A 26,236-nucleotide genomic window follows, 5' to 3' on the forward strand; every position below is an offset into this window, starting at 1 on the left:
TAGGTTCTGTGTTAGTAACTTACAACTTAGAACTTAGAACTTACAACCAGCAAATATGAAAATCATCTGCATAGGAAGAAATTACGCCAACCACATAGCGGAACTCCAAAATGAGCGTCCGGAGGAACCCGTTATTTTTTTAAAGCCGGATTCAGCCGTATTGCCGGATAAGGCTCCGTTTGTGATTCCCGACTTTAGTTCCGACATTCACCACGAAATCGAAGTGATTGTGAAGATTAACAAATTAGGCAAATACATCGATCCTAAATTCGCCCATAAGTATTATGACGAAATCGGATTGGGTATCGATTTCACCGCTCGCGATGTACAAAACAGACTCAAAGAAAAAGGTTTGCCATGGGAAAAAGCAAAGGCATTTGACGGTTCAGCGATTATTGGTGACTTTATACCGAAAAATGAGTTTAGTTCCACAGAAAATATTACATTTGAATTAACCAACAACGGACAAACGGTTCAAAAAGGAAATACCGCCAATATGTTGTGGAAAATAGATGAAATCATTGCTTATGTTTCTCAGTTTTTCACCCTAAAAAAAGGAGATATCATCTTTACCGGAACGCCTGAAGGAGTAGCAAAAGTATCGCCTAACGATGTTTTAGAAGGCTTTATCGAAAATAAAAAAGTATTAAGATTACAAATAAAATAATGGCAATCAACTACAACCTAGCAAAAGTATATGCGCTTTCAGACAACGATCCTGAATTCGTCATGCAAATCATCACTTTATTCGTTACCGAGGTTCCCGAAGATCTAAAGTTTGTGGAACAAGGCATCAAGGACAAAGATCATAAATTAGCCTATTCTTACGCGCACAAAATCAAACCTTCACTCGATTTGTTAGGGATGACCGTAGCACATCAGGAGATTTTAGAAGTAGAAGCTTGGACCAAAAGAGAAGGCAAACGCAAAGAAATCAACGACACTTTCGAAAGCATCAAAAGCCAAGTTGAAAAGGCTGTAAAAGAAATCAAAAAAGATTTCGAAGTATAAAAAATCAGAAGCGAATGGCTCGGGAATTATCGGTAATGGTAATTCCCGCTTTTCGTTATGTCTCACTTTTAGTGAGGATTTCTCCCGAAGCTTCGGGACAACCGGGGCTAGTCAGTTTTCCGTTTTTTTACTTGGAAACAATACAAGTTACCTCAAGCCTTAGTATCTCAGAACCTTACTACCTCAGCACCTAGAAAATGACACGAGCGGAGTGACTGCATGAGACCGCTGAAAAAAAACAATATTAACAATCGAATGAAAGCAACCATAGTCACCATAGGCGACGAAATTTTAATCGGTCAAATTGTCGATACTAACTCGGGTTACATCGCCAAAGCCTTAGATAAGATTGGCATACAAACCCACGAAATGCTGTCCATCTCCGATGATAAGCAGCATATTTTGGATACGTTTACCAAGCTTCAAAATCAAGTTGATTTGGTAATTATCACCGGCGGACTTGGGCCAACCAAAGACGATATTACCAAAAAAACCTTCTGTGATTATTTTGAAGATGTATTGGTGGAAGACCAAGCGGTTTTAGCGCATGTCACCGAAATCATAGAGAATTTTTACAAGCGTCCGATTAATCAGTTAAACAAAGAACAAGCTTTAGTGCCGTCGAAATGTGAAGTGCTTTTCAATAAAATGGGAACAGCGCCCGGCATGTGGATGAAGAAAGAGAACACTGTTTTTGTTTCTTTGCCCGGAGTGCCTTACGAAATGAAGTATTTGGTAGACCAAGAGATTGTTCCGAAATTGGTTAAAGAATACCAGCGACCACACATAGTGCACCAAACCATTTTAACGTATGGTCAGGGTGAAAGTATGGTGGCAGAACGAATCGAGGCTTGGGAAAATAATTTACCGCATTTTATCAAGTTGGCTTACCTTCCGGCACCAGGCAGAGTGCGATTGCGCTTAACAGCCAGAGGAGGAAATAAAGAAGTTTTGGAGAAAGCAGTACGGGAAAATGTGGCTTCTTTAGCGGCGATAATAGGTGATATCATTGTAGGTTTTGATGAAGACGAAACGATAGAGGTAGTAGTAGGAAAATTGTTAGCGACTCAAGGAAAAACATTGGCAACGGCCGAAAGTTGTACCGGAGGTAAAATAGCACAAATGATTACTTCAGTAGCCGGAGCCTCGGGATATTTTAAAGGAAGCATAGTTTCTTATTCTAATACTGCTAAAGTGGATGTGCTTGGTATTTCTCCTGAACTCATTGCCCAACACGATGTGGTTAGTGCTGAAGTTGCTCAAGCTATGGCTGTCAATACCAAACGATTGTTGCAAGCCGATTATGCTATTGCAACTACCGGAAATGCGGGTCCGACCTCCGAGCCGGGGAAAGCTGAGGTAGGTGTTGTGTTCATCGCTTTGGCAACGCCAGAGACGGTTTTGGTATCCGAATTTAATTTTGGACAACCACGAGAGAAAGTCATCGATAGAGCGGTTAATAAAGCTTTGGAAATGTTGCAACAAGCTATTTTGCGTAAAACTGTTTAGCTTGTTTCTAAGCTGATTATTAGTTAAATAAGTGAATTGGTTTTAGCCTGTAAACTGCAAATCAAAAAAAAGAAAAAAATCTGCTATAATTTTTTTGCTACAATGATTTATTTTCTGTAAGTTTGCACCCTGATTTTGAATAACGATAAAAGAAAAGCATAATGTCAAGAGTTTGTGACCTTACAGGTAAAAAAGCGATGGTAGGAAATAACGTTTCTCACGCTATGAACAAAACTAAGAGAAAATTTTCTGTTAACTTAGTTAAAAAACGTTTCTATCTTGCGGAAGAAGACAGATGGATTACGTTGAGAGTAGCTGCGTCTACAATTAAAACAATCAACAAAAACGGATTGGCTGCAGTATTAAAAGATGCTAAAGCTAACGGATTTATTAAATAATCTGAAATCCTTAAAAATAAAGTAAGATGGCAAAGAAAGGAAATAGAATCCAAGTAATTTTAGAGTGTACTGAGCACAAAGCAACAGGTCTTCCTGGAACTTCTCGTTACATCACCAAGAAAAACAAAAAAAATACTCCGGACAGATTAGAGATTAAAAAATTTAATCCAATCTTAAAGAGAATGACTGTTCATAAAGAGATTAAATAATTTAGAAGTTTTTACCCGATAGAAATTTCAAATAAAACATTATAAGTCATGGCAAAGAAAACCGTTGCAACGTTACAAACCGCATCAAAAAGATTAACCAAAGCTATTAAAATGGTTAAATCTCCAAAAACTGGTGCTTACACTTTCCAAGAGGCTATTATGACTCCTGAGGAAGTTGATAGTTTCTTGAACAAGAAATAATTTTTCAAACTCTATATATCAAAGCTACTTTCGTTCGGAAGTAGCTTTTTTATTTTTATATTTGCCAAGCCTGTCAGTTTCGTTTATGCCAAACTCGGGCGCATCAAATCAATTCGAATTTACAATCCGATACAATGAGTTTTTTCAAAAGAATATTTTCCTCCGAAAAAAAAGAGACTTTAGATAAAGGTCTGGAGCAAACCAAGACTTCCTTTTTCTCCAAACTAACCAAAGCAGTTGCCGGAAAATCTAAAGTAGATGATGAAGTACTCGATAATCTGGAAGAAGTTTTGGTTTCCTCGGATGTCGGCGTAAACACTACTTTAAAAATCATCGAACGAATCGAAGCTCGTGTGGCTGAGGATAAATACCTTGGCACCGATGAGCTTAATAAAATTTTGCGCGAAGAAATAGCGGCATTACTCTCCGAAACCCAATCCGGTGAAGAAACTGAATTCACAATACCTGCCAACAAAAAACCTTATGTGATTATGGTGGTAGGCGTGAATGGGGTAGGGAAAACAACCACGATAGGGAAATTGGCCAATCAATTTAAAAAGGCCGGTTACAAAGTGGTTTTAGGTGCTGCAGATACCTTCCGTGCCGCAGCGATTGATCAGTTGCAAGTTTGGGCAGATAGAGTAGGTGTTCCTTTGGTCAAACAACAAATGGGTAGCGATCCTGCTTCTGTAGCTTTTGATACCCTACAAAGTGCTGTAACCCAAAATGCCGATGTGGTGATTATTGATACTGCCGGCCGTTTGCACAATAAAGTCAATTTGATGAACGAATTGACCAAAGTAAAACGTGTCATGCAAAAAGTGGTAGAAGAAGCGCCTCACGATGTGTTGCTGGTGTTAGACGGTTCTACCGGTCAGAATGCTTTTGAACAAGCCAAACAGTTTACAGCGGCTACAGAGGTTTCTTGTTTAGCCGTAACCAAATTAGACGGTACAGCCAAAGGCGGTGTGGTTATCGGTATCTCGGACCAGTTCCAAATCCCTGTAAAGTATATAGGGGTTGGTGAAGGTATTGAAGACTTGCAGGTTTTCAACAAATATGAATTTGTAGATTCTTTTTTTAAATAAATAATATGAGCAAAATTCTATCTTTTTTCAAAGATTCATCTCCAATAAAACTCATGGGAATCAGTATTTTAATAGTTGTACTGAGCTATTTTATTGAAAAACCTTTGCCCAATGTCTTTATGGGTTTGCGATTGTTAGCCTTTGTACTGTTTTTGTACGGTGTTATGCGATTAATCAATCGCAAGTAAGCTTATTGGTATAAATCATTTATTTTGTCCCACAATTCATTGTCAAAACCGGACAATGCAAAAGTTGGATTCTCCGGATTGGCTACTTCTCCCATTCGGATAATAACCATTTTCATACTCGGAATCACATATATTTTTTGGTCGTTTTTGCCTAAAGCCGCATACATATCGCTTGGTGCATTCGGAATCAAAGTACCATTAAACTGTAATTGAAGTCCGGGTAAACGATAAGTTGATTTACCATTTAACCACCACAAATAGCCATAAGCTTGGTTTAAATTTTGTGAGGTTGTAGTAGCCTGATTAAAGTAGGCACTGTTTACAATGGTGTTTCCGTCCCATTTTCCCTGATTTAACGATAATAGTCCGAAACGAGCCATGTTACGTGTTGTACTCCAATATACGCTTAAACCGTCGCTGTTAATCCAAGCACCACCGGTCATTCCGATGCGATCTCTGAGTTTGGTGTTGAAATAATTGGTCCAAGTTTGTCCGCTCGCTTGGGCCACGACATCTTGTAATTTCACATATACATTATGATAAGCCCAACGGGTTCCGGCATCGGCTACATATTGTAAATTTGCCGGCGAAACATCGTCTCCTAAGGCATCATTTAAGCCTGAAGTCATGCAAAGCAGGTTCTTGCAAGTAATCATACTTTCTTTGGCCAATGGTGCGCTTGTCCATCCGGTGCCCAAATAATCCGATACTTTGTTGTTAATGTTGATTAGTCCTTCTTCTTGCGCAATACCGGTAACTGTTGCTGTTAGTGTTTTCCCGGCACTGGCCCAATACCATGGTGTTGTAGCGCTGTGTCCGTTAAAGTAGTTTTCCATTACTATACGACCATTGACCAAAATGATAAACGATTTGGTGTTTTTCAATTCTAAATAATCCAACAAGGGTTGTACTGCATTTTGATTCCAATTTAAATCGGCAACCGATTTGCTTTCCCAAGTATTGCTGCCATCACTGGGTGGAAAATACATGGCTTCCGGTGTAGGCTCTGTTTCACCATCGGAATCTGAATTGCAACTGAAAGTTAAAAAAGAGAGTAACAAAAGGGAGTACAAGTTTTTCATAATAGTAACGATTTTTCAGTAGGACTATAAATGTATAAAATAGTTTAATGTTGATAATATTAATTTTGTTTTTGTTCGCTTTTGCGGTGTAATGAATTAAATTTGTCTTCGATAAAATGTACTCTTGTTATGAAATACAATCTTCTTTTAGCCGTTATTTTTTTGTTGTTCTCTTGTCAATCGGAGGTAAAAAAAGAAAATTTAACCCAGCTTAACGGGTATTGGGAAATTAAAGAAGTCGAATTCAGCAACGGAGAAACCAAGGAATACAAGGTTAATGAAACCATAGATTATATAGAGGTTAAATCGGCTAAAACCGGACAACCTTTAGTAGGTTTTCGCCAAAAAGTTATGCCACAATTCGACGGTACTTTCAAAACCAACGGAATTCGAGAAAACCTAAAAGTCTTTGAGGTTGATAATGCTTTTTTCTTAGAATGTAAAACCGATTATGGTAAGTGGAATGAAGCAATCATTTTGCTAGAAGATTCGACTCTAGTGCTTAAAAACAAACAAGATATTATTTATACCTACAAAAAGTTTAAACCTTTCTCTCTCAAGTAATGGCCAAACGACTCAGCAACGAAAGTTCTATAGGTGACGTATTAAAAGCTTTTATCGAAACAAATAAGCTTCAGGCCGGTATGGACAAAATTGACGTACAGCAGGCTTGGAAAAACCTCATGGGTAATGGCGTAAACAGTTACACTAAAGAAGTAGTTTTAAAAGGAACTACTTTGTATGTAGCACTAACTTCGGCAGTTTTACGAGAAGAATTGAGTTACGGCAAACAAAAAATCATCAAAATGATTAATGAAGAATTGGGGAAAGAAGTTGTGAAAGACGTTATTCTTCGCTAGGTATTCATTTCCAAATCTTTGATATATTCTTCAAATTCAAAAAAGAACATTTCAAACTTTGTCATCGTTTCGCTAAAGAATTCAAAAATCTCCGGCCAGTAGTTGCGATTGTTCAAGCTGACATTCAGTTTTTCAATCCAAATTCTGCTAATGACTTTGCCGTTATCCAAGTAAAAGTTGCGCTCCAAAATGGCTTCGGATAAGTATTCTTCGTGGAGTATGGTTTTGAGAGATTCAATTTTTTCGTAGTAGATTTTTCTTTTTTCCTCGTCTTTGGGTTCGATATCCAGAAGTACTTGAGCCTTCTTGTTGTCGATATAGAATTTAAAAGTAACGTCTTTAATTTTAGTGTCATACAACAACCATTTTCTCGGATAAGCCTCGGCAAAGGCTGTCCAAAATTCTTTTTTTATTTGTTGCGCTTCTTCTTTACTGTACATTTTGTGAGGATAAAAGTGGGATGCTTTGTTTTTTTACGGTAATTTTATATTTCTAAAACGATCAAAATGCACTTTGAAGAGTTTTTAAAATACACGCCAAAAATACAAAATGCGCAGCTACCGGCAACCAAAGCACATGCAAAAATGGCTCCTTCTAATCGTATGGACTTATTGAAAGCCATCGATTTTACTAAAGTCGTACCCAAACGTGCTGCCGTAATGATGCTGTTTTATCCTAAAGCATCGCAAACCCATTTAGCACTTATACTTCGTACGAGTTATAATGGTGTTCATTCTTCTCAAATTGCTTTTCCCGGTGGTAAAGTAGAGGATGAGGATGCCGATTTGAGCCATACAGCCCTAAGGGAAACCCACGAGGAAATTGGTATACATCCGAAACATATTAAAGTGATTCGTCCGTTTACTGAAGTCTATATTCCGCCAAGTAACTTTATGGTGTATCCGTTTTTAGGCTACAGTGAAAGGGAACTCGATTTTGTGTTGCAAGAAGAAGAAGTTGCCGGTTTGGTTGAGTTTCCTTTTGCCGATTTTATGAACGACAACATCATTGTCAATACTGTAATGCAAACTTCTTATGCCGGCAGTATTGAAGTCCCCGGATTTCAGGTAAATGAACATTTTGTTTGGGGCGCCACTGCTATGATGCTCAGCGAACTGAAAGATACGCTTAAATTGGTTTTATAAGTTTAAGTTTTTTAGATTTGCAACCCGTCTGTTATTTTTGAGCAGTCGGAGATAAATTCAAAAAATTATGGGATTATTGAAAAGAAATCCTTTTGGTCATATCCTTTTTATCAAGAAATGGTTAATTCGCATTTTCGGAGTATTAACACACCGCCGGTATCGTGGTTTTAACGAACTTCATATTGAAGGTTCCGAAATCATCAAAGGCTTACCGGATACTAATGTGCTTTTCATCTCCAACCATCAAACCTATTTTGCCGATGTAGTGGCTATGTTTCACGTATTCAATGCCAGTCTTTCGGGCCGTGTTGATCACATTCGAAATGTAGGCTATTTATGGCAGCCTAAAATGAATATATACTATGTGGCCGCCAGTGAAACCATGAGAGCCGGTTTATTACCCAGAATTTTATCTTATGTAGGCGCCATTACAGTAGAACGCACTTGGCGCTGTGGGGGGAAAGATGTTACTGAGAAGAGAGAAGTCAATCCCAATGATACCGAGAATATTCGCATTGCCTTGGAAGACGGTTGGGTTATTACCTTTCCGCAAGGTACCACCAAATCCTTCAAGCCGGTTCGCAAAGGAACAGCACATATCATCAAGCAACACAAACCTATAGTAGTGCCAATTGTAATTGATGGTTTCCGACGCTCATTCGACAAAAAAGGCTTGCGCGTGAAAAAGAAAAACATACTGCAATCGTTTATCATAAAAGAGCCATTGGTGATTGATTACGAGAACGAAACCATAGAACAAATTGTAGAGAAAGTAGAATACGCTATCGAACAACATCCGTCTTTCTTAAAAGTCATACCTGCCGAAGAATTGGCCGAACAAGAGCGTTTGAATCAATTGCGCAAATGGCAAGTGGAGAAAGAAAGCAAAGAAGAAGTATAGTAAAATCCGATTTGTGATTGGAATCTTTAATTCATCTCGTTTCAACAAACTCAAACCGAGCCGGTTTCCGTATGCCATAAAAAAAAGGATAAGCCATTACTAACTTATCCCTTTTAACTTATCTCTTTTTTTCTAAACTAATATACCGCTTCTACTGTAAAACCGGCTTTGCGTAACAACGCAATGACACCTTCTTTCCCACCTAAGTGAGCGGCACCTACACCAAAAAAGGTTGGTTTGTTTTTGGCAATGGTTGTCATCCTACTGATCCAATTTTGATTTCTGTTTTTCAGCAATACATCGCCGTATTTAGACGTCATGGCATTGGGCGATTTTTCCGTGAAGGTTACCATTGCTTCCACATTCTCGCTTTTGTAAATTGCCATCATTTCGGTAAATTCCGTTTTATCGCGCTGCATATTGTCTTTGGCGGTAATCACCAATTCGTTCATTTGTTCTTGGTACGGAATGGCATCAAAAACTGCTAATTGCTCACTTACCGTTTCCAATCCGATGACTTCTTCATTTTGGGTTTTGGCTATTTTGATTAGCTCGGCTTCTACCGATTGCATTTCGCAGTTTAACATTTTCGGATAAAGCATCGCACTCACCATAAATGGTTTTACGGTATTCAGCATTTCGGCAGAAAAACCAACATTGGCCGTTAAAAAAGCGTCAACCGCTTTAAAATCCTCAGGTTTGGCCAGAGATTTCATGGTAACACCGTTTTGCATCATCATGCTGTTCATCATTTCAACTTGCATGTTTGGATCATCCATATCCAACTCTAAGCACAGCTGTTGGGTTTTGTCTAAGGCTGTTTTTACTTTATCAGATAGCGAAGCGTCGCAAGTAATGTGAATGGTGCCAAACAAGTAAGACGGTTCTTTGAGTCCGTTCCCCGAAATCTTCCATAACAAAGAATTATCGCTTTTTTGTCCAAAAGCCATTCCCAAAAAAAAGGAGCACAGCAGTAAAAATATTTTTTTCATTTTATAAGTCTATTTTTTTCAATTCCTTGTAATTCGCATTGAGCCTTCGTAATAGTGTTCCGTAAATTATTCGGTAGAACAACCAAAATAAGCCCACAAAAACAACTATAGTAATTAGAACCATACAAATGGTTATTGATAAGGTTTTATAACCATCTTCATGTTCAATTTGATATCTAAGTGTGTCCATGTTAGGATTGTAAATGAACGCCATGGCAAAACCAAGTAAAGTGCTGATGAATATCATAAAAAGGTTATACCAAACATAATGTTGTACCGTTTTTCGGGTGCGAATAATATCTTGCATCAACTGTTTGGTTGAGGTAGTGGTAGAGATACGGGCATAGTTTCGGTAGAAATTATAAATAAACCACAATACCACGGCATAATTAACGTAGGTGATAATTTTTAAGTATATTTCAAAACTTTCGGCATGTAAACTTTTGATAGCATCATCTGTATTAAACATAAAACTAACCAAAGCCCACAAACCAAACTCTAACAGACTAATCACCAATATCCATTTTACTATAGACGATGACTTCCTATGCAGCATTTTGTAAATTTCAACTTCTGTAACTTGCTCAAAAGAATGGGTGTCTTTTTGCCAAGCTTTTTTTAATAAATCCAACTCTTCCATAATCCTTAAGGATTTAATATCTTTTTTAATTTTCCTTTAATTCTGTTCATTTTAACGCGGGCATTCACTTCACTAATCCCTAATGTTTCCGATATTTCGGTATAGTCTTTATCTTCCAGATACAAAAAAACGAGTGCTTTTTCAATGTCGTTGAGTTGTTGCACGGCTTGGTACATCAACTTGATTTGCTCTTCTTCTTCGAGATTGTAATCTTCCTGGGATAAAAAGTGTTTCTGGCCTTCGTAAGTTACTGTGGCTACAGTACGGGTGCTTTTGCGGTATAACGTGATGGCTGTGTTTAAAGCCACTCGGTAAGCCCAAGTGGAAAACTTTGATTCGCCTCTAAACTTGGGAAAGGCTTTCCACAATTGTATGGTGATTTCCTGAAACAAATCATTGTGTGCATCTTCACCATTGGTGTACAACCGGCATATCTTGTGAATGATATTCTGGTTTTCCTTAAGTTGTTTTACAAATGATTTTTCTAAATCGTCACTCATAGCCCGTTAGTAGTGTAATCCTAAGTTTTGTTACACTTCGTAAAGCTACAATTTTTCGGTTTGCGGTTCAAGTTTTTAATTTGCCTATCTTTGCCCCGTAAAATACAACCCTTACTATGGAAATAGGCCACTACAATACACTTACGATTGCACGCGAAACTAAAATTGGACTTTATTTAACGGACGGTACATCCGATGTGTTGTTGCCTTTAAAATATGTGCCTAAGCAGTATGCCATTGGCGATGAGATAATCGTTTTTGTGTATTTAGATCACGAAGAAAGACCGGTGGCTACGACCTTGGAGCCGTATATTTTATTGGATGAATTTGGTTTGTTGCGTGTGAATTATGTGAATCAGTTTGGTGCGTTCCTCGATTGGGGTTTGGAGAAAGATATCTTTGTTCCGTTCAAAGAGCAAGCGCGTCCTATGGAAAAAGGCAAACGCTATTTAGTATATGCATATATGGACGAGAAAACCAACCGTATTGTAGCTTCCAGTAAAACGAATCAGTTTTTAAATAATGAAAATTTAACGGTAGCCGTAGGTGATGAAGTGGATTTGATTATTTCTCATATTACTGAGGTTGGTATCAACGTAATTATCAACGACCAACACAAAGGTTTGTTGTATAAAGATGAAGTGTACGACGATATAAAACCCGGCGATCGTATCATAGGCTATATCAAAAACATCCGACCGGATCATAAAATAGATGTCACGCTGCAAAAATTCGGCTATAGCAAAGTAGAACCTAATGCCGAAAAAATTCTGAATGAACTCCGTGCCGGCAGAGGTTTTCTTCGTTTAAATGACAACAGTCATCCGGAAGACATCAAAACTGTTTTGAAAATGAGCAAAAAGACTTTCAAAAAAGCCATTGGTGCGCTTTACAAAGACAAGCTTATCGAAATTAAAGACGACGGCATTTACTTGGTGAAAGAATAGTTTTATTCTCCGGTATAAGGCAATTCCGGTACTAAAGTCGGTTCCGGTTTTTTCTTTAAAAAGAATTCATTCGCCATACGCAAGGTTTCGTAAGGACGATTTGAATATTTATTCCCTAAACAAATGATGGTAATAGTATCTTTTTTAATCGGAACAAATGAAGTGTTGTTACCGTGCCACCAACCGTTGTGGTAAATCAGCTTTTCTCCGCTAGCCAAATAACGCATACGCATTCCTAAACCGTAATCTTTTATAGGTTTGGCAATATTGCCGGCGCTATATCCGGTGTAGGCTTCTTGCAATAGTTCGGGTTTGATAAAATCGGGGGAATAGGTCGCCAAATCAAATTTCACTAAATCTCTGGGTGTTGAATAAATGTTTTTATCGCCATACAAACGGTCGTATTGATCCCATGGAAAAATGTTGTTGCCGCGATAGGACTTGCAAACAGTGTCTCTGTCGGTATCGTAATTGAATACAAAGGTGTTTTTCATGCCCAAAGGTTTAAAAATCAATTCCTGCATGGCATCACGGTAATTTAAACCGGTAGCTTTTTCAATAATTAAGGCTAAAATGACGTAGTTGGTATTACAGTAATCAAAACGCGTATTGTCGTTAAATACCAATCTGAATTTATGCTTTACCAATATTTCATAAACATCTTGGTTAGACAATACCTTTTTGCGATCCCAACTTTTTTTCAATAGTCCCGGAAAGTTAGAGTAATGCTGTAAACCGCTGCGGTGGTTCAGCAAAGTTCGGATGGTGGTGTTTTTATAGGGAAATCGCGGCAGCCAATCGGTTACCTTTTGGTCTAACATGATGTTGTCTTCCTGTACTAGTTTTAAAATAGCCGTGGCCGTCAATATTTTACTGACTGAAGCCAAGTGAATCGCAGTATTAGCGTCGACCTTTTTTCCGGTTTTGATATTGGATAATCCTTTGTAATCTTCGTATAGAATGCGACCGTTTTTAGCCACTAAAAAACTACCGCTGTAAAAAGGCGAATTAATGAACTTGTTGTAAAACGAATCGATTTTAGGCTTCTTCTCCTGAAGGTAAGCTTCGGATACTTGACCAAACTTAACCGGAAACGGGATGGTGATTAAAGTGCTGTCACTATTCCTATTGGTATCATAAGCACCATTGCGCTCTCCGCCAACAGGTCCGGAAAAGTACAAAAGGGAAGAAAGGAAAAAACCGACGAGCGTAATCTTCATGATTTTAAAATGATTGCAATAATACCAATATTTAATCGAAATTAAAACCTTTTATTTACCAATAGATGTTAATGTTTTTCGGTTAATGCCAACAAAAAACCGCCTCATGGGCGGCTTTAAGGAATTAGATTTTAACCTTAATCGGTAACATGTAGAGTGTTCGCACCGGTTTGTCGTTTTGGTATCCCGGTTCCCATTTGGTTTTGAGCGATTTCAAAACACGAATGGCTTCTCTCTCTAAATTTTTATCGGTGCTTCGCAATGCTCGAATATCCGTCATACTGCCGTCTTTTTCAATCACAAATGCCATCACAACACTCATGGTGATTTGACTGTCTTCTTCTATTTCAGGTCGGTTGATGTTGTTGCTTACGTATTTGTAAAAACGATCCATTCCGCCCGGGAATAATGGGAGTTTGTCGAGTTTGTTAGTGGTGACCGGTTCGTTAATGCCAGGTGTGCTTGCGTCATCATTACCGTTATCATCACCGCCGCCATTGTTGCCAACATCAGTGAGTGTTCCGGTTCCGCTACCATCGTTGGCCGGTGGTGTTTCGCGAATTTCTTGGTTGGTTTGAACATCCGGAGTGGCTTCATTGGTTTGAGCTACTACCATGCGAGACAAATCTTGAGGTTTAACTTCAGAAATCTCTTGTGGAGCTGCGGCGGCACTTTCCTCTTTTTGCTGTTCCTTAATCGGATCCATATCAACTGGAACAATGCGCTCGTTCTCAATGATGGGAAATTGACAGATTACCTCGGTGTCATCAAATGAGGTCAGCATTAAGCCGCCTCCAATCAAGGATAACATAAAAGTAATCCCTCCAATAAAAGCAATCAATGAGGTTTTGGTGTTTTCTTGACGCAATTGATAAGCGCCATAGGCTTTGTTTTTGCCTTCAAAAACCAGATCTATCCAGTTTTTTTCATAAATACTAACGTGTGACATAATGAATTGTTTTGAGTTAAGTATCTATGTTACATAAGCATCGAATTTAATGTTATAACGCAAGAAATGTTAAAATAGTATAAAAACTTTTAACTATTTTCTTATAAGATAACAAATTCTCTGAAAAGGTTGGGAAGCGATGCCGATTTTTAAATAGAAAGTTATTTTTTACTTTCTATGATTTCAGCCAATAGTTTTTTAGCGCGAAGCAATTTGATTTTTACATTGCTTAAAGGTTCATTCAATTGTTCCGAGATTTCCTGATAGCTCATCTCTTGAAAGTAACGCAATTGGATCACTTCTTGGTAGTGCGGTTTCAATTCTTTGATGAATTGGAGTAGGCGAGACAGGTTTTGTTCGGTAATCAATTCGTCTTCTGCCGAAGGCGAACTATCGGCCACATTATACGCTTGTTGGTCTTCTTCGTCAGTTATCTCTACGAATACGGTCGACTTTTTCTTGCGTAACATGTCGATGTGTACGTTTTTAGCAATGGCAATCAACCAAGTGTTGAACTGGAATTCCGGATTGTAAGTCGCAATTTTGTCAAAAGCCTTCGAGAAAGTTTCTATAGTAATGTCTTCCGAATCGGTTTCATTTTCAGTACGTTTGAGCATAAAACCATACACTTCGTTCCAGTAACGGTCGAGCAAAAAGGTAAAGGCCACTTGGTCTCCTTTTTTGGCTTTCTCTATGTATTTTTTTATTTCCAATGTACTGGTTTAGAAAACGTATTGGTGATAAAAACATTCAGTTGCGTAAAAATCAAAACAATTTCTATGATGGGAAACCAATACATGACGTCTTTTTCTTTGAGTTTACCCGCGGCAAAACCTAAGGTTAGCCAAGCAAATAGATAGCGGAAACCGATTATACTTACTACCGCAATCCATTGGTATTGAAACGCCAATAAAACTATAGGCAATAAAAGAAAGAGTAACTGCGACACGTAAAACAAGCCTAACTGATTGCGGTCAAATAATTTGTAGTGTTTGGCAGTCGATACATGACGGCGTTTTTGGGTAAACCAATCTTTAAAACGGGTTTTAGGTGTAGAATAAGTAAAACTATCCGGTACGTAGCAAATGGTTGTATTATCTCCGTTAGCAGCCTGATTGATAAATAAGTCATCATCGCCGGAACGGATTTTCATGTGATCCATAAAGCCGCGTACTTTAAAAAACTCTTCGCGTTTGTAAGCCATGTTGCGACCAATTCCCATATAAGGTTTGCCGATTTTAGCCCAAGAAAAATATTGCGTAGCAGTTAACAAGGTTTCAAATCGAATGATTTTGTTTAGAAACGAATTGCTGATTTTTTCATAAGCACCATAACCCAAAACAATATTCTTTTGTTGCGTAAATTGCGCACTCATCGAAGTAATCCAATCTTTGGAAGTCGGATAGCAATCAGCATCGGTAAACAACAAGTATTCGTATTTAGCGGCTTTGATGCCTAAGGTTAGCGCGAATTTTTTATTGCCCCAAAAGGCTTCGTTGTTTTCTACCTTAACCAATTTGATGTTTGGGTATTGTTTTTCGAATTCTTCAAAGATTTCTAAAGTGTTATCGCTGGAGGCATCGTCAATCAATACGATTTCAAATGTGTGGTAATCTTGTTCGGCCAAAAGCGGTACAAACTTTTTGACGTTTTCTTCTTCATTTTTGGCGCAAACAATTACAGAAATCGGCACTCTTTTCGGGTTTACGGTTTGCGGTTTGGCAAATGAAAATTTACCGAATACCACAATGTAATACAAAAATTGAATAACAACTACGGCGATGAATACACAGAAAACTATTAATAACATGGTGTTCTTTTATCTTTTAAAAAGGACTGCAAATGTAGGTATTCTGCAACCAATAATCAAACGAATTTTAACAAATTCCTATCGGTTCTTTTTCATGGCTTCTGCTACGGCAAGGGCTTGATTTTCCTTAGTTTTTTCCAGCTCGGTGATGATGTTGCGGTAGTTTTTGTCATCGCGATTTTGGGAAAGTTTCTTTTGGGCTTCGAGGTTCGTAATTTCAATTTCAAAGGCAACGATACCACGCGCTTCCCGCATTGTTTTTTCGGATAAGTTTTCTACTCGAATAGGGTTTTTCGATTTAGCCTCGTATTTGTCGACTAATTTCTTCAGAAAATCTAACGCTTCTTCGTGATTGTAAACGCGTACTTTGCCGTAAACGTGTACGGCCAAATAATTCCAAGTCGGCACATTTTCATGATCGTACCAAGACGAAGAAATATAAGTATGCGCACCCGAAAAAATAGCTAATACTTCGTCATTATCATTGAAACTTAATGCTTGCGGATTGGCTTTAGAAATATGTCCGGTTAAGATGAGTTTACCGTCTTCACGGGTTTCTAACAACAATGGTGTGTGCGTGGCCCACAATTTTCCTTGCGTTTGATTAACCAAAATCGCAAAACCATTTTGGTGGACGAAGTTTTCAATTTCTTCGCGATTTTCGTTTTTGTATAACTCGGGAATGTACATGGGAATCGTTTTAAATTACATTCACTTCCGCTTCAATAGCAATGCTGTATTTGTCGAAAACGGCCTGCTGTACTTCACGCGAAAGAGCCAAAATATCCTGCCCGGTAGCCGAGCCGTAATTCACCAATACCAAAGCTTGATTTTTGTGAACGCCGGCATCGCCTTTGCGAAATCCTTTGTAACCGGCTTGTTCGATTAACCAACCGGCGGGAACTTTGACTTCGGTAGGCGAAACTTCGAAGAATTTAATCTCCGGAAATTGTGCTTGTACTTTTTCGAAATGACTTCTCGAAATGACCGGATTTTTAAAGAAACTACCACTGTTGCCCAATACTTTCGGATCGGGTAATTTGCTTTGTCGAATGGCAATCACAGCATTGGAAACGTCTTTCAAAGAAGGATCGGTCACGTTTTGCAGTGCTAATTCTTTAGTAATATCGCCATATGAAGTGTTGATTTTATGATTATGTTTGGTGAGTTTGAAAACTACCGAAGTAATGATGTATTGGTTTTTGGCTTCTTGCTTGAAAATGCTTTCTCGATACCCGAAACGACAGTCTTCTTTACTGAAAGTTCGCATCGTTTGGTCGTCGATTTTCATAGCGTCACAAGAAACAAAAGTGTCTTTGATTTCGGTTCCGTAAGCGCCGATATTTTGTACCGGTGTAGTGCCGACATTGCCCGGAATAAGTGACATGTTTTCCAAACCACCGAAGTTTTGATCGATAGTCCAAAGCACAAACTCGTGCCAATTTTCACCGGCCATACTTTCTACCCATACAAAGTTGTCGTCTTCTTTTACTATCCTTTTTCCTTTCAAGTCGATATGAATCACCAAAGCCTCAATGTCTTGCGTTAGCAACATATTGCTGCCACCGCCTAAAATGAATTTGGGTTCAGCCGCATGTTCTGCCAAAACGGTTTTTAATTCGTCCAAAGAATGAACCGCTACAAAGTTTTTGGCTTTGGCTTCTATGCCGAAAGTGTTGAAAGATTTTAAAGAGAAGTTAGATTGAATTTGCATGAGATGTAAAAGATAATTTATTCTTCGGTTTCTAAAGCGCGGTACAGAAAATCGTTTAAAGGTTTGAGCGCGATCAGTTTTTGCGCTACCGTTTTATTGAAATTTTTATCGGTAAATAATTTTTCGTCGATGGGTTGCGAAGCCGTAAAGCTCTTCAGTTTTAAAAATTCGATGGCCGGATGGTTCGGATCGAAATCCTTGGGCGCTTTTTTCAGTACGTTATCTGCTTCACGAGACAAATCGCCATATTCTTTTTTGAAAGCTGCATCGGCTACAATTTTCTCTAAATCGTCGTAGAAAAAAGCAATTTCTCTTCTAATTTGTTTCAATTGCGCCGGTTCCGGACACCAAACACCACCGGCTAGAAAACAGTTGCCTTTTTCGAAATGTACGTAATAGCCAGGGCTGTTTTTTTGGAATTTATTTTGGGTAAACCAAACGCCCATATTGGTTTTGTAGGGCGATTTGTCTTTCGAAAAGCGAATGTCTCGATTGATGCGAAACGTACAATTTTTTACTTCCAAATCGTCTAGTTTAGGGTCAAGTTGTTTCATTTCGGCCAACAAACCGGCAATAAACGCATGGTAATCTTTTTTATATTGCTCATACCGTTTTTTGTTGGCATGCATCCAATCGGTATTGTTGTTGGCGACCAAATCTTCTAAAAACTGTAGCGCTTCTTGGGTAATCATACTAAAGGTGTTTTTTTAAGTCTTCTTCACTGATGTAACCTAAGTTGCGCCAAACTTCTTTACCATTTTCATAAATGATAATCATCGGTAATCCTTCAATTTTCATGGCTTCGGTCAGGCCTTTGTTTTCGTCGGCATCTACTCTCACAATTTTGACTTGGTTTTTTAATTCTTCCTGCATTTTCAAAATATAAGGCTTCATTTTCTGGCAAGGTGCACACCAAACCGCGGTAAAATTGATGAGTACTTTTTTATCCGATGCTACTAATTTTTGATAATCTTCAACGGTCATGCCACCTGTTTTAGCCGTTTGTCCGGCTTTAGGCATCCCGGCTGTAGTCCATTTCATGATACCGCCTTCTAAGTTGTAAACTTCTGTAAAGCCCATGGCGACTAACTTATCAGCGGCTTGAGCACTTCGTCCGCCTACTTTACAATACACAAAAATGGGTTTCGATTTGTCGTATTGTCCCGCTTTGGTAGCAAAATCAGGACTGTTAACGTTTACATTATCGGCATTTTCTATATGTTCAACGCCGAATTCTTCCGGAGTTCTAACATCTAACAATTGGGGTTTTTCGGTGTTTTTTAATTTTTCCGCATAAGTTTTAACATCCAGGGTTTGCACCGGTTTTGTGGCTTGGCCTTGGCAACTTAAAAATAAAAAGCTGATGAATAGTAGGGAAAATAATTTGGTTTTCATGATAAAAAAAGTTTTAGCTAAAGTACAAAATACCGTTGCATTAAAGGTTAAATATTTTATAACTCTGGTGTGTGGTTTTTACAATATTTTCGGTGCGTTCCGGATGCGTATCGGAGATGAATAGTTGGCCAAATTCGTCATTATTCACCATTTCTACAATCTTACTCACGCGAAACTCATCCAGTTTGTCGAAAATGTCATCAAAAAGCAAAATAGGTTTTTCACCGCTTTGTTTTTTGACAAAATCGAATTGGGCGAGTTTAAGGGCGATTAAAAACGATTTTTGTTGTCCTTGCGAACCGAACTTTTTAATAGGGAAGTGGTCTATTTCAAAAGACAAATCATCTTTGTGAATCCCTACGGAAGTGTATTGTAAAGCTCTGTCTTTGCTGAGGTTTTCTTCCAGTAATGTCAACGTATCTTTCTCAAACAAATCACTTTGATACACCAATTGTACGGTTTCGGCCGAATCGGAAATCGTTTGATGATACGCATTGAAAATCGGCACAAAGTCGGCCAAAAACGCTTTTCGCTTTTCAAAAATAACTTGCCCTAAAGCCTCCAATTGTTCATTGTAGATGGACAAAGTATCTTTTTCAAAAACATGATTCAAGGCAAAATATTTCAACAGCGCATTGCGTTGGCTTACAATCTTGTGGTACTGAATCAACTGTTGTAGATAGCTGCTGTCTAACTGCGAAATCACACTGTCGATAAATTTGCGTCTTGTTTCACTGCCTTCAATGATCAAATCCCTGTCGGCCGGTGAAATAATCACCAATGGTATAAAACCCACATGATCGGAGAACTTTTCGTAGAGTTTGCCGTTGCGTTTGAGCATTTTCTTTTGGCCTTTTTTCAAGCTACACAGAATTTGCTCGGTACGGTTGTTTTTCTCAAACTCGCCGTCCACCACAAAAAAATCTTCACCGTGTTTGATGTTCTGCACGGCCAGCGGGTTGAAATAACTTTTACCGATGGCTAAATGATACACAGCATCCAAAATATTGGTTTTTCCAATGCCGTTTTTCCCTACGAAGCAATTGATTTTAGTATCAAATTCGAAGGTGGCATCCGAAAAATTCTTGTAGTTTAGGACTGAAAGGCGTTTTAAAAACAATTCGGTATCGCTTGAGTTAAGGTTAAATAATTGGTTTGCAATAATTTGTTTTCTTTTTGAAGCAGTTAAAGAAAGCCCTGCAAATTATTCAAAATTATTGATAAAAAGAATGAACGTTAGAATTCTTTAGCGGTTGCTCTTTTGTGAGCGATTCAAAAACGAGTATTTTCTACTTTAAAAAATATTAAATCGATTTTTTTTATGGGAGTTTGAATAAAAATTTTATTTTTGCGCACACTAAATTAAAAATAGATGGCAACTTTTAACAAAAGAGGATATAAAGCACCAAAAGAAAAAGCGGAAAAAGTAGACGAAACTTTCATTGAAGACGTAAATGTTGATGAAAAAGACAGTACTACAGCTAAAGCATTCGACACCTTAGACCAATCAGCTTCTAAAGCAGAAGATTTTATTGCTAAAAACCAAAAAGTAATTTTAGGTGGTTTGTTGGCAGTAGTGGTGGTAGTTGTGGGTTATTTCGCTTATGATAAATTTATTGCTGAGCCAAACCAACAAGAAGCTGCTGAAGAATTATTCGTATCCCAACAAAATTTCCAAAAAGCCGTTGATGGTGATGTGAAAGCGGATTCTTTATTCAATTTAGTATTGAATGGTTCTGAAGGTAAATTTGGTGTACTTAAAATTGCTGAACAATATTCAGGAACTGACGCCGCAAACCAAGCTAATTTCATGGCCGGTATCGCTTACTTGAACACCGGTAAATATGCTGAAGCTATTGCGAGTTTGGAAAAATTCAACTCTAAAGATGTTACTTTAAGCATTTTGGCTAAAGGATCTATCGGAGATGCTTACGCACAACAAAACAAACAAAAAGAAGCGTTAGAGTTTTATGTGAAAGCTGCTGATGCGAGTCAGACTAACGACTTTACCAGACCAAGATATTTGATGAAAGCCGGTAAAACTGCTTTAGCAATGGGTAACAAAGCCGAAGCTTTGAAATATTTCACAGACATCAAAGAAAATTTTGATACTGCTCCTGAAGCTCAACAAGTAGATGCTTTAATCGGATTAGCGCAATAAATTTCAAATTAATAATACCCAAAAAAGGATTAAGGAGTGTATCTTTAATCCTTTTTTAGTTTAAAATCATAAATTATGGCAACAGCTAATAAAAACCTTTCTAATTACGACAAAACCCAATTGCCCAGTGCGAAAGAGTTCAAGTTTGGTATCGTGGTATCCGAGTGGAATGATCATATTACCAACGGCTTGTACCAAGGAGCCGAAGCCGCTTTGTTGGATTGTGGCGCTTTGCAGGAAAACATAGTGCGATGGAATGTACCCGGAAGTTTCGAACTGATTTACGGCGCACAACGTATGATCGTCACCCAAGAAGTAGATGTGGTCATTACTATTGGTTGTGTGATCAAAGGCGAAACCATGCACTTTGAATTTGTGTGCGAAGGCGTAACCCAAGGCATCAAAGATTTAAACGTACAAACCGATGTGCCGGTTATTTTTTGTTTGCTAACGGATAATAACGAACAACAATCTATCGACCGAAGTGGTGGCGTTCACGGAAATAAAGGCACTGAAGCTGCCATTGCTGCTATCAAAATGGCTGATTTGCGCAGCAAAACGATGCAATAGATTCCCTTTTCGGATGTAAATGATAAGCCTATTCTTTTGTGAATAGGTTTTTTATTTTTAGGGAATGATTAACTATAAATCCCCATACTTTTTCCTTAAATTTGCTTGGTTTGGGTGGTAGCCCGAGTCCTTAATTCAAAACACTGAAACTAAATAATGTCGAGTATCATTCAATTGCTTCCGGATCATGTGGCCAATCAAATTGCAGCCGGTGAAGTAGTGCAAAGACCGGCTTCGGTAGTCAAAGAGTTGTTGGAAAACGCTGTAGATGCCAAAGCCACCGATATCAAACTCATCATCAAAGATGCCGGAAAATCATTAATACAAGTGATTGATAATGGCGTTGGGATGAGTGTCACCGATTCGCGTTTGTGTTTTGAACGTCACGCCACTTCTAAAATCCGCCAAGCCGAAGATTTATTTTCATTACATACCAAAGGTTTTCGTGGTGAGGCGTTGGCTTCCATCGCGGCTATTGCGCATGTGGAAATGAAAACCAAACAAGACCAAGAAGAATTAGGAACGCACATTGTCATAGAAGGCGGCAAGTTTATGTCGCAGGAACCGGCGGTTTTGCCCAAAGGTACTTCGTTTGCAGTCAAGAATTTGTTTTTTAATATCCCGGCACGTCGCAATTTCTTAAAATCGGAAACCGTTGAACAACGTCATATAGTAGATGAGTTCCAGCGTGTAGCGATGGCGCATCCGAACATCCATTTTACGATGTATCATAACGGTAGTGAGATGTTCAATTTGCCGATATCAAATTTCAGACAGCGCATCGTCAATATTTTTTCGGGCAAAACGAATGAAAAATTAGTACCTGTTAAAGAAGAAACGGATATCTTAAGTTTACAAGGATTTGTAGGGAAACCCGAATTTTCCAAGAAAAACCGTGGGGAGCAATTCTTCTTTGTTAACGATCGTTTCATCAAAAGCGGCTATTTGCATCACGCCGTTATGGCTGCTTATGAAGGTTTGCTGAAAGACGGTTCGCAGCCGAGTTATTTTCTGTATTTGACTGTTCCGCCACATACCATCGATATCAATATTCATCCTACCAAAACCGAAATTAAGTTTGATGACGAGCACGCTTTGTACGCCATTTTACGCTCAGCCATCAAACACAGTTTAGGACAATTTAATGTGGCGCCGGTATTGGATTTCGACCGAGATCCGAATTTGGACACGCCTTATCAATACCAAAATAAAGAAGCGGAATATCCAACCATTCAAGTGGACAGAAGTTACAATCCGTTTGCTGATGATAAGCCTAGTAAGTCGTTTTCAACACCATCCTATAAAAAGCCGGAAGCGCAGCCTAATTGGGAAAGTTTGTATGTAGGTCTGAAACAAGCCGGGCAAGAATTGGCGGAAATGACCTTTGAAAACGATGCTGTTACTTCTTCCTTGTTTGAGGAAAATGAAGTAGAACAGGAAGTAAAAAGAACTTACCAAATTCATAAAAAATACATTGTCAGTCCGATTAAGTCCGGAATGGTTATCATCAACCAAAACAGAGCGCATGAGCGGGTTTTATACGAAGCATTCCTAACCAGCATGACAGTACATCAAGCATCGAGTCAGCAATTGTTGTTTCCGTTGCAGTTGTATTTTTCGGCTCCCGAAATGGATTTATTGGCCGAATTAAAATCGGCTTTAGAAAATACCGGATTTGTATTTGAAGCGATGGAAGTCGACCACGTCATGATTTCCGGTTTACCTGTCAATGTGACCGAAAGTGAGATTTCCATTGTTTTGGAAGAGTTATTGCGTGATTTGCAAGACGGCATACCGGACAGTAGTTTTTCGCAAAATGATACTATCGCCAAGTCTATGGCGCGTAGTTTGGCCATTAAAACCGGAACGTATTTGACCGAAAAAGAACAGGAAAATTTGGTGCACAACCTGTTTGCTTGTAAAGAGCCGGATGTGTCGCCGTTTCAAAAACCCACTTTCATCACTATGAGTGTGGAAGATATAGACAAAAAATTCAGCGTATGATGCGAATGACCGAGACTGTTAAGCAGTTACTGATAATCAATGTTATTTTTTACATCGGCTCCAATTATGTGGGCGATGTTACTTATCAATTGTTTGCTCTTTTTTCTCCGGATAATCCCAATTTCAACTATTGGCAACCTTTAACGAGCATGTTTATGCATGCCCGTTTTCCAAACTTGATGCATATTGTCTTTAATATGTTTGCTTTAATTTCCTTTGGTAGTGCTTTGGAACATTTTTGGGGTGCGAGAAAATTTTTGTTTTTCTATATTTCCTGTGGATTGGGGGCGGCTTTATTGCATATGGGCGTGAATTATTACCAATACCATCATGCTTTGGAAATATTACAACAAGCGAATGTTCCGACGGAGGTTATTAATGCTGTTGTAAAAGAAGGACGATACAATAATGCCTTATTGGAAATCATTTCTTTATCGGATTTAGAAGCCATGTATAGTTCATATAATATACCGGCCGTTGGAGCTTCCGGCGCAATTTATGGTTTATTAATCGCTTTCGCTTTCATGTTCCCGAATGCCGAATTGATGATGATGTTTATCCCCGTACCTATTAAAGCCAAATATTTTGTACCGGGTTTGTTGGTTCTGGATTTGGTTTTAGGGTTCAAAGGCAGCTCAATTTTCGGGAGCGGCGGAACCGGAATTGCTCACTTTGCGCATTTGGGAGGTGCTTTAACCGGTTTTATTATGATGTGGTATTGGAAGAAAAATTCGTTCAACAATAAGCGCTGGGATTAGTTATGAGCATACTGGAAGATTTAAAACTGCAATACAGAATCGGAGGCATAGCCAATAAAATGATTTATTGGAATGTAGGCTTATTTATCTTGTCGATTCCGTTGTTTTATCAATTTGCAAGTGGTTTTTTCGATTATCCGACTTGGTTGGCCGTTTCTTCTCAACCCATGGAGGCCTTATATAAGCCTTGGTCACTTATCACTTATGCTTTTTTCCATCAGGGATTTATGCATTTGTTTTTCAACATGATGGTCTTGCATTTTTCGAGTCGTTTGTTCTTGACTTTTTTTACTCAAAAGCAATATTTAGGCTTGTATTTGTTGAGTGCTGTTTTTGCAGGTTTGGTTTATGTGTTGAGTTTTTACTTATTAGGTTATTCCTCTACTATGGTTGGTGCTTCAGCGGCTATTATGGCGCTTTTGGTAGCTACTACAACCTACCAACCTTTAATGGAAATCCGATTGCTTTTGATAGGTAATGTTAAACTATGGCACATTACCGGCGTATTGTTACTGCTCGATTTACTGCAAATCCAATTGGGCAATATGGGCGGACACATTGCGCATTTGAGTGGTGCATTTTTCGGATTTATTTACATCAAATTGTTGCAAAATGGCACCGATTTGAGTCGCATTGTTACCTCAGTGATTGATTTTTTTGCGAATTTATTTTCTCCAAAAAAAACAACACCATTCAAAAAAGTACACGTCAATCCGAAGAAGCCTGTCGCCAAACCAACTAGTAAAATTGTGGCCAAAGATAAAACCCAACAACAAATTGATGAGATTTTGGATAAAATCAGCCAATCGGGTTACGACAGTTTGACCGCCGAAGAAAAAGAATTTCTGTTTCGCGCTGGAAAATAGCAGTATTATTTTGCATATTTGTTTGTCGTTTTCTGTTTGAGGAAAATGAAATCTTAAATCAATCTTTTTGAAAAAGCTATCGTGGTTTAATAAAGTAATGTTCGGATTCAATATAGCGTTGACTGTATTGACATTCGTGGCTTATGCGTTACCTTTTTTAGCGCCAAAGTTGTTTCCGTTATTATCGGTGCTGACACTCATTTTACCGCTGTTTCTGATTTTAAACGCCTTTTTCTTTGTGTATTGGTTGTTGCAACTCAAGCGACAAGTTATTTTATCGGGATTGGTGTTGTTATTGGGGATTACTTTTATCAATAAGTTCTACAAGTTTTCCTCGAGAGCATTAGCTGAAGAGGAAAAAGATTTTACGGTGATGAGCTACAACGTTCGTTTATTTAATTTATTCGAATGGTTGCCCAACGAACATGTAGGCGATACTATTTTGTCTTTCATCAACGACCAAAACCCGGATATCATTTGTCTTCAGGAATATTCCGAAAGTGCCAAAGTAAATCTGAGAGCATACAAGTACAAAGCGGTATTCATGGAAGGCAAGCAAATCAAAACCGGTCAAGCTATTTTTTCCAAATATCCGATTTTCAATCAAGGCGATTTCAAAATACCCGATTTAGGGAATAATGTAGTTTATGCCGATATCAAAAAAGGAAAAGATACGATTCGCGTGTATAACATTCACTTGCAATCGATAAAAATTTCTCCGGATGTGAATGAAATTGAGTCGCATGTTGATGCTATCGACAAAAGCAAATCCCAACAATTGTTTGTTCGAATTCGTGAGGCTTTTAAAAAGCAAGAAAAGCAAGCGGAGAAGTTAGTCAACCACCGTAAAGCGTGTCCGTATCCGGTAATAATTTGCGGCGATATGAACAACAGCGCCTTTTCGTACATCTATCGCAATATTAAAGGCGATTTAAGCGATTGTTTTGAAGAAGCCGGCTTAGGTTTCGGACAAACCTATCGTTTCAAGTATTATCCGGCGCGTATTGATTACATCTTTGCCGATAAGCGCATGAAGGTGAAAAGTTTCCAAAGTTTTTCGCGTTTCGAAAATTCGGATCACTTCCCGATTATGACGCGTTTGGCTTTTGCCAATTAGA

At 38.4% G+C, this 26,236-nt stretch carries 33 protein-coding genes; 19 read left to right on the top strand and 14 right to left on the bottom strand.

Translation table 11 applies throughout. The annotated features are described in order from the left end of the window. Window positions 1–55 precede the first annotated feature (55 nt). From SK086_RS09005 to SK086_RS09040, 8 genes are all read left to right on the top strand, one after another. The gene (locus SK086_RS09005; RefSeq protein ID WP_324691083.1) at window positions 56–667 is read left to right on the top strand and encodes a fumarylacetoacetate hydrolase family protein; all 612 of its coding nucleotides are present in this window, start codon (window positions 56–58) and stop codon (window positions 665–667) included. Further along, window positions 667–1,011, top strand: coding sequence for an Hpt domain-containing protein (locus tag SK086_RS09010; protein ID WP_324691085.1), 345 nt, complete (start codon window positions 667–669; stop codon window positions 1,009–1,011). The genes SK086_RS09005 and SK086_RS09010 overlap by 1 nt, the downstream gene beginning before the upstream one ends. Window positions 1,012–1,266: 255 nt before the next feature. Then, window positions 1,267–2,520 carry a CinA family nicotinamide mononucleotide deamidase-related protein gene (locus tag SK086_RS09015; protein WP_324691086.1) on the top strand — a complete coding sequence of 418 codons (1,254 nt, stop codon included), beginning with the start codon at window positions 1,267–1,269 and terminating at the stop codon, window positions 2,518–2,520. 161 nt (window positions 2,521–2,681) lie between these two features. Beyond that, on the top strand, window positions 2,682–2,918 hold the full coding sequence (gene rpmB / locus SK086_RS09020; protein ID WP_131475925.1) for a 50S ribosomal protein L28: 237 nt from the start codon (window positions 2,682–2,684) through the stop codon (window positions 2,916–2,918). A gap of 26 nt (window positions 2,919–2,944) precedes the next feature. Next, entirely contained in the window at window positions 2,945–3,127 is a 183-nt protein-coding gene (gene rpmG, locus SK086_RS09025; RefSeq protein WP_112112007.1) for a 50S ribosomal protein L33, read from the top strand. 48 nt (window positions 3,128–3,175) lie between these two features. Then, window positions 3,176–3,328, top strand: coding sequence for a DUF4295 domain-containing protein (locus SK086_RS09030; protein ID WP_176307716.1), 153 nt, complete (start codon window positions 3,176–3,178; stop codon window positions 3,326–3,328). Window positions 3,329–3,462: 134 nt separating this feature from the next. After that, entirely contained in the window at window positions 3,463–4,416 is a 954-nt protein-coding gene (gene ftsY, locus SK086_RS09035) for a signal recognition particle-docking protein FtsY (RefSeq protein WP_324691088.1), read from the top strand. Between the two features lie 5 nt (window positions 4,417–4,421). Beyond that, window positions 4,422–4,604: a hypothetical protein gene (locus SK086_RS09040; RefSeq protein WP_324691089.1), complete on the top strand. Its 183-nt coding sequence runs from the start codon at window positions 4,422–4,424 to the stop codon at window positions 4,602–4,604. A gap of 2 nt (window positions 4,605–4,606) precedes the next feature. On the opposite strand, the gene SK086_RS09045 is transcribed toward SK086_RS09040, so the two are convergent. Beyond that, window positions 4,607–5,686: a serine hydrolase domain-containing protein gene (locus SK086_RS09045; RefSeq protein ID WP_324691090.1), complete on the bottom strand. Its 1,080-nt coding sequence runs from the start codon at window positions 5,684–5,686 to the stop codon at window positions 4,607–4,609. Window positions 5,687–5,815: 129 nt separating this feature from the next. On the opposite strand from SK086_RS09045, the gene SK086_RS09050 reads away from it, so the two are divergent. Together SK086_RS09050 and SK086_RS09055 are read left to right on the top strand one after the other, a co-directional pair. After that, on the top strand, window positions 5,816–6,250 hold the full coding sequence (locus SK086_RS09050; protein WP_324691091.1) for a hypothetical protein: 435 nt from the start codon (window positions 5,816–5,818) through the stop codon (window positions 6,248–6,250). Further along, on the top strand, window positions 6,250–6,546 hold the full coding sequence (locus tag SK086_RS09055) for a DUF721 domain-containing protein (RefSeq protein WP_290875629.1): 297 nt from the start codon (window positions 6,250–6,252) through the stop codon (window positions 6,544–6,546). Before SK086_RS09050 ends, SK086_RS09055 begins: the two co-directional genes overlap by 1 nt. On the opposite strand, the gene SK086_RS09060 is transcribed toward SK086_RS09055, so the two are convergent. After that, window positions 6,543–6,986, bottom strand: a complete 444-nt coding sequence (locus SK086_RS09060) for a DUF4268 domain-containing protein (protein WP_324691092.1) — start codon at window positions 6,984–6,986, stop codon at window positions 6,543–6,545. The genes SK086_RS09055 and SK086_RS09060 overlap by 4 nt on opposite strands. 66 nt (window positions 6,987–7,052) lie before the next feature. Here SK086_RS09060 and SK086_RS09065 point away from each other — a divergent pair, with 66 nt between their 5' ends. Together SK086_RS09065 and SK086_RS09070 are read left to right on the top strand one after the other, a co-directional pair. Then, the gene (locus tag SK086_RS09065; protein WP_290875625.1) at window positions 7,053–7,691 is read left to right on the top strand and encodes an NUDIX hydrolase; all 639 of its coding nucleotides are present in this window, start codon (window positions 7,053–7,055) and stop codon (window positions 7,689–7,691) included. 67 nt (window positions 7,692–7,758) lie between these two features. Then, window positions 7,759–8,592, top strand: coding sequence for a lysophospholipid acyltransferase family protein (locus SK086_RS09070; protein WP_324691094.1), 834 nt, complete (start codon window positions 7,759–7,761; stop codon window positions 8,590–8,592). A gap of 137 nt (window positions 8,593–8,729) precedes the next feature. On the opposite strand, the gene SK086_RS09075 is transcribed toward SK086_RS09070, so the two are convergent. The 3 genes from SK086_RS09075 to SK086_RS09085 are packed head-to-tail and all read right to left on the bottom strand — an operon-like array spanning window position 8,730 to window position 10,724. Continuing rightward, window positions 8,730–9,584, bottom strand: a complete 855-nt coding sequence (locus tag SK086_RS09075; protein WP_324691095.1) for a TraB/GumN family protein — start codon at window positions 9,582–9,584, stop codon at window positions 8,730–8,732. A 1-nt stretch (window position 9,585) separates the two neighbouring features. After that, entirely contained in the window at window positions 9,586–10,224 is a 639-nt protein-coding gene (locus tag SK086_RS09080) for a hypothetical protein (RefSeq protein WP_290875619.1), read from the bottom strand. Between the two features lie 5 nt (window positions 10,225–10,229). Beyond that, window positions 10,230–10,724: an RNA polymerase sigma factor gene (locus SK086_RS09085; RefSeq protein ID WP_290875617.1), complete on the bottom strand. Its 495-nt coding sequence runs from the start codon at window positions 10,722–10,724 to the stop codon at window positions 10,230–10,232. Between the two features lie 116 nt (window positions 10,725–10,840). Between SK086_RS09085 and SK086_RS09090 the strand changes: the two genes are divergently transcribed. Further along, the gene (locus tag SK086_RS09090; RefSeq protein ID WP_324691097.1) at window positions 10,841–11,671 is read left to right on the top strand and encodes a CvfB family protein; all 831 of its coding nucleotides are present in this window, start codon (window positions 10,841–10,843) and stop codon (window positions 11,669–11,671) included. A 2-nt stretch (window positions 11,672–11,673) separates the two neighbouring features. On the opposite strand, the gene SK086_RS09095 is transcribed toward SK086_RS09090, so the two are convergent. From SK086_RS09095 to recF, 9 genes are all read right to left on the bottom strand, one after another. After that, the gene (locus tag SK086_RS09095; RefSeq protein ID WP_324691098.1) at window positions 11,674–12,891 is read right to left on the bottom strand and encodes a serine hydrolase domain-containing protein; all 1,218 of its coding nucleotides are present in this window, start codon (window positions 12,889–12,891) and stop codon (window positions 11,674–11,676) included. A gap of 124 nt (window positions 12,892–13,015) precedes the next feature. Beyond that, window positions 13,016–13,840: an energy transducer TonB gene (locus SK086_RS09100; protein WP_324691100.1), complete on the bottom strand. Its 825-nt coding sequence runs from the start codon at window positions 13,838–13,840 to the stop codon at window positions 13,016–13,018. A 161-nt stretch (window positions 13,841–14,001) separates the two neighbouring features. Continuing rightward, complete coding sequence (locus SK086_RS09105) at window positions 14,002–14,553, bottom strand: RNA polymerase sigma factor (protein ID WP_290875609.1); 552 nt, start codon at window positions 14,551–14,553, stop codon at window positions 14,002–14,004. Next, the gene (locus SK086_RS09110) at window positions 14,544–15,650 is read right to left on the bottom strand and encodes a glycosyltransferase (protein WP_324691103.1); all 1,107 of its coding nucleotides are present in this window, start codon (window positions 15,648–15,650) and stop codon (window positions 14,544–14,546) included. The genes SK086_RS09105 and SK086_RS09110 overlap by 10 nt, the downstream gene beginning before the upstream one ends. Before the next feature lie 78 nt (window positions 15,651–15,728). Beyond that, window positions 15,729–16,340, bottom strand: a complete 612-nt coding sequence (locus SK086_RS09115; RefSeq protein ID WP_324691105.1) for an FMN-binding negative transcriptional regulator — start codon at window positions 16,338–16,340, stop codon at window positions 15,729–15,731. A 10-nt stretch (window positions 16,341–16,350) separates the two neighbouring features. Further along, window positions 16,351–17,364 (bottom strand): UDP-N-acetylmuramate dehydrogenase, encoded by a 1,014-nt coding sequence (murB, locus tag SK086_RS09120; protein WP_324691106.1) that lies wholly within the window; start codon window positions 17,362–17,364, stop codon window positions 16,351–16,353. Between the two features lie 17 nt (window positions 17,365–17,381). Next, window positions 17,382–18,056, bottom strand: a complete 675-nt coding sequence (locus SK086_RS09125; protein ID WP_324691107.1) for a DUF2461 domain-containing protein — start codon at window positions 18,054–18,056, stop codon at window positions 17,382–17,384. 1 nt (window position 18,057) lies between these two features. Continuing rightward, complete coding sequence (locus SK086_RS09130) at window positions 18,058–18,759, bottom strand: thioredoxin domain-containing protein (RefSeq protein WP_324691109.1); 702 nt, start codon at window positions 18,757–18,759, stop codon at window positions 18,058–18,060. Window positions 18,760–18,799: 40 nt separating this feature from the next. After that, on the bottom strand, window positions 18,800–19,879 hold the full coding sequence (gene recF / locus SK086_RS09135; RefSeq protein WP_324691110.1) for a DNA replication/repair protein RecF: 1,080 nt from the start codon (window positions 19,877–19,879) through the stop codon (window positions 18,800–18,802). Window positions 19,880–20,131: 252 nt separating this feature from the next. Here recF and SK086_RS09140 point away from each other — a divergent pair, with 252 nt between their 5' ends. From SK086_RS09140 to SK086_RS09165, 6 genes are all read left to right on the top strand, one after another. Beyond that, entirely contained in the window at window positions 20,132–20,920 is a 789-nt protein-coding gene (locus SK086_RS09140; protein WP_324691112.1) for a tetratricopeptide repeat protein, read from the top strand. Between the two features lie 75 nt (window positions 20,921–20,995). Continuing rightward, entirely contained in the window at window positions 20,996–21,490 is a 495-nt protein-coding gene (gene ribH / locus SK086_RS09145; protein ID WP_324691113.1) for a 6,7-dimethyl-8-ribityllumazine synthase, read from the top strand. A 156-nt stretch (window positions 21,491–21,646) separates the two neighbouring features. After that, window positions 21,647–23,494 carry a DNA mismatch repair endonuclease MutL gene (gene mutL / locus SK086_RS09150; RefSeq protein ID WP_324691115.1) on the top strand — a complete coding sequence of 616 codons (1,848 nt, stop codon included), beginning with the start codon at window positions 21,647–21,649 and terminating at the stop codon, window positions 23,492–23,494. Continuing rightward, complete coding sequence (locus SK086_RS09155) at window positions 23,491–24,252, top strand: rhomboid family intramembrane serine protease (RefSeq protein ID WP_324691116.1); 762 nt, start codon at window positions 23,491–23,493, stop codon at window positions 24,250–24,252. The genes mutL and SK086_RS09155 overlap by 4 nt, the downstream gene beginning before the upstream one ends. 2 nt (window positions 24,253–24,254) lie before the next feature. Then, window positions 24,255–25,118 (top strand): rhomboid family intramembrane serine protease, encoded by an 864-nt coding sequence (locus tag SK086_RS09160; RefSeq protein WP_290873882.1) that lies wholly within the window; start codon window positions 24,255–24,257, stop codon window positions 25,116–25,118. Between the two features lie 67 nt (window positions 25,119–25,185). Next, window positions 25,186–26,235, top strand: coding sequence for an endonuclease/exonuclease/phosphatase family protein (locus SK086_RS09165; protein WP_290873879.1), 1,050 nt, complete (start codon window positions 25,186–25,188; stop codon window positions 26,233–26,235). The last annotated feature ends 1 nt before the right edge of the window (window position 26,236 follow it).

Source organism: Flavobacterium cheonhonense (genome assembly GCF_035671315.1).
Taxonomy (GTDB): Bacteria; Bacteroidota; Bacteroidia; order Flavobacteriales; family Flavobacteriaceae; genus Flavobacterium; species Flavobacterium cheonhonense.

Excerpts from the sequence above, each read along its gene's own strand:
- SK086_RS09160 (WP_290873882.1), top strand. The coding sequence starts at position 24,255 with ATGAGCATACTGGAAGATTTAAAACTGCAATACAGAATCGGAGGCATA.
- SK086_RS09070 (WP_324691094.1), top strand. The coding sequence starts at position 7,759 with ATGGGATTATTGAAAAGAAATCCTTTTGGTCATATCCTTTTTATCAAG.
- SK086_RS09045 (WP_324691090.1), bottom strand. The coding sequence starts at position 5,686 with ATGAAAAACTTGTACTCCCTTTTGTTACTCTCTTTTTTAACTTTCAGT.
- SK086_RS09080 (WP_290875619.1), bottom strand. The coding sequence starts at position 10,224 with ATGGAAGAGTTGGATTTATTAAAAAAAGCTTGGCAAAAAGACACCCAT.
- SK086_RS09065 (WP_290875625.1), top strand. The coding sequence starts at position 7,053 with ATGCACTTTGAAGAGTTTTTAAAATACACGCCAAAAATACAAAATGCG.
- mutL (WP_324691115.1), top strand. The coding sequence starts at position 21,647 with ATGTCGAGTATCATTCAATTGCTTCCGGATCATGTGGCCAATCAAATT.
- ribH (WP_324691113.1), top strand. The coding sequence starts at position 20,996 with ATGGCAACAGCTAATAAAAACCTTTCTAATTACGACAAAACCCAATTG.
- ftsY (WP_324691088.1), top strand. The coding sequence starts at position 3,463 with ATGAGTTTTTTCAAAAGAATATTTTCCTCCGAAAAAAAAGAGACTTTA.
- SK086_RS09095 (WP_324691098.1), bottom strand. The coding sequence starts at position 12,891 with ATGAAGATTACGCTCGTCGGTTTTTTCCTTTCTTCCCTTTTGTACTTT.
- SK086_RS09030 (WP_176307716.1), top strand. The coding sequence starts at position 3,176 with ATGGCAAAGAAAACCGTTGCAACGTTACAAACCGCATCAAAAAGATTA.
- SK086_RS09115 (WP_324691105.1), bottom strand. The coding sequence starts at position 16,340 with ATGTACATTCCCGAGTTATACAAAAACGAAAATCGCGAAGAAATTGAA.
- SK086_RS09005 (WP_324691083.1), top strand. The coding sequence starts at position 56 with ATGAAAATCATCTGCATAGGAAGAAATTACGCCAACCACATAGCGGAA.
- SK086_RS09110 (WP_324691103.1), bottom strand. The coding sequence starts at position 15,650 with ATGTTATTAATAGTTTTCTGTGTATTCATCGCCGTAGTTGTTATTCAA.
- SK086_RS09015 (WP_324691086.1), top strand. The coding sequence starts at position 1,267 with ATGAAAGCAACCATAGTCACCATAGGCGACGAAATTTTAATCGGTCAA.
- SK086_RS09090 (WP_324691097.1), top strand. The coding sequence starts at position 10,841 with ATGGAAATAGGCCACTACAATACACTTACGATTGCACGCGAAACTAAA.
- SK086_RS09055 (WP_290875629.1), top strand. The coding sequence starts at position 6,250 with ATGGCCAAACGACTCAGCAACGAAAGTTCTATAGGTGACGTATTAAAA.
- rpmG (WP_112112007.1), top strand. The coding sequence starts at position 2,945 with ATGGCAAAGAAAGGAAATAGAATCCAAGTAATTTTAGAGTGTACTGAG.
- rpmB (WP_131475925.1), top strand. The coding sequence starts at position 2,682 with ATGTCAAGAGTTTGTGACCTTACAGGTAAAAAAGCGATGGTAGGAAAT.
- SK086_RS09130 (WP_324691109.1), bottom strand. The coding sequence starts at position 18,759 with ATGAAAACCAAATTATTTTCCCTACTATTCATCAGCTTTTTATTTTTA.
- murB (WP_324691106.1), bottom strand. The coding sequence starts at position 17,364 with ATGCAAATTCAATCTAACTTCTCTTTAAAATCTTTCAACACTTTCGGC.
- SK086_RS09100 (WP_324691100.1), bottom strand. The coding sequence starts at position 13,840 with ATGTCACACGTTAGTATTTATGAAAAAAACTGGATAGATCTGGTTTTT.
- SK086_RS09075 (WP_324691095.1), bottom strand. The coding sequence starts at position 9,584 with ATGAAAAAAATATTTTTACTGCTGTGCTCCTTTTTTTTGGGAATGGCT.
- SK086_RS09040 (WP_324691089.1), top strand. The coding sequence starts at position 4,422 with ATGAGCAAAATTCTATCTTTTTTCAAAGATTCATCTCCAATAAAACTC.
- SK086_RS09010 (WP_324691085.1), top strand. The coding sequence starts at position 667 with ATGGCAATCAACTACAACCTAGCAAAAGTATATGCGCTTTCAGACAAC.
- SK086_RS09060 (WP_324691092.1), bottom strand. The coding sequence starts at position 6,986 with ATGTACAGTAAAGAAGAAGCGCAACAAATAAAAAAAGAATTTTGGACA.
- SK086_RS09050 (WP_324691091.1), top strand. The coding sequence starts at position 5,816 with ATGAAATACAATCTTCTTTTAGCCGTTATTTTTTTGTTGTTCTCTTGT.
- SK086_RS09155 (WP_324691116.1), top strand. The coding sequence starts at position 23,491 with ATGATGCGAATGACCGAGACTGTTAAGCAGTTACTGATAATCAATGTT.
- SK086_RS09125 (WP_324691107.1), bottom strand. The coding sequence starts at position 18,056 with ATGATTACCCAAGAAGCGCTACAGTTTTTAGAAGATTTGGTCGCCAAC.
- SK086_RS09085 (WP_290875617.1), bottom strand. The coding sequence starts at position 10,724 with ATGAGTGACGATTTAGAAAAATCATTTGTAAAACAACTTAAGGAAAAC.
- SK086_RS09140 (WP_324691112.1), top strand. The coding sequence starts at position 20,132 with ATGGCAACTTTTAACAAAAGAGGATATAAAGCACCAAAAGAAAAAGCG.